Annotated in this window: 2 protein-coding genes; both read right to left on the bottom strand. The window is 76.8% G+C overall.

What is annotated here, in order from left to right:
• Window positions 1-761: universal stress protein (locus tag ACWDCZ_RS41565; protein ID WP_449818755.1), on the bottom strand; the 761-nt coding region annotated here is incomplete at its 3' end.
• Between the two features lie 10 nt (window positions 762-771).
• Complete coding sequence (locus tag ACWDCZ_RS41570) at window positions 772-1,164, bottom strand: DUF302 domain-containing protein (RefSeq protein ID WP_049657537.1); 393 nt, start codon at window positions 1,162-1,164, stop codon at window positions 772-774.
• Window positions 1,165-1,205 lie beyond the last annotated feature (41 nt).

The raw sequence follows: 1,205 nt of genomic DNA on the forward strand, positions 1-1,205 counted from the left end.
AGGGTGCGGCGGACGCGGCGGCCGACGATGAGCAGCCGGGCCCCGGCCGCCGCGTCCACCAGGGCGACGGAGGCGCTGCCCTGGATCAGGTCGGCGGTCACCGACACCTCGGGGTGGCGCTCCCGCCAGGGGGTCACCTGCTCGGCGAACCGGGCCCGGTCGACGGAGGCGAGTTCGCCCAGCCCGCTGACGGCCTCGAGTGCCGTGTACTGGCTGGAGACCGGCGGCGACCAGACGTGCACCACCCGCAGCGGCGCCCGGCGCCGGGCGGCCGCGTCGAAGGCGAAGGCCAGCACGTCGTCCATCGGATGGGCGAGGTCCAGGCCCACCAGCACCGGGCCCTCCGACTCCTCCGCCTCGGCCCGGACCAGGACCACCGGGCAGCCCGCCCGGCGCAGCACCTCCTGGCTCACCGAGCCGACCAGGAAGCCGCGCACCGCGCCCAGCCCGCGCGAGCCCAGGACGAGCAGGGCGGCCGACTTGCCGACGGCCTCCAGCGCCTCGGCCGGGTCGGTCGGGACGATCGCCGAGGTGACCGGCCCGTCGCCGGCCAGCGGGCGCAGCTCCCGCGCCCGCAGCTCCAGCCGGTCCAGGGCGTCGCGGTACGTCTCCTCGCTGCCGACCACGTCCCGGTGCGGCCAGGGCCAGGCCTCCAGGAGGTCCAGCGGGCAGCCGCGGCGCCGCGCCTCCCGGGCGGCCCACTCGGTGGCGGCGAGGCTCTCGGGCGAGCCGTCGAATCCGGCGACGACGGGTGCGGTCATGGTCTGCTCCTCATCCGCGCAGCGTGTCCAGGGCGGCGTTCAGCCGCCGCGCCGCCTCGTCCGCGACCTCGCCCAGCCCGCCCCCGGACCCGGCCAGGGCGACCATCGTCTGCGGGTCGACGGCCTCCACCACTGTGGCGTCGCCGTCCGTCCGGACCACCACGTTGCAGGGCAGCAGCAGCCCGATCCGGCGGTCGGCCTGGAGCGCGCGGTGGGCGAGGGCGGGGTTGCAGGCGCCGAGGATCAGGTAGTCCTCGACCTCCGCGCCGATCTTCTCGCGCAGCGTCGCCCGGACGTCGATGGTGGTCAGGACGCCGAAGCCCTGCTCCTTGAGCGCGGCGGTGACCGCCTCCACCGCCTGCGCGAACGGCCGGTCGAGCCGTACGCCGAGACCGTAGTCCATGGTTCCTCCGGGGGTGTCGGGTGGCCTGGGAGGTCGCGGCC

This window comes from Kitasatospora sp. NPDC001225, assembly GCF_053597855.1.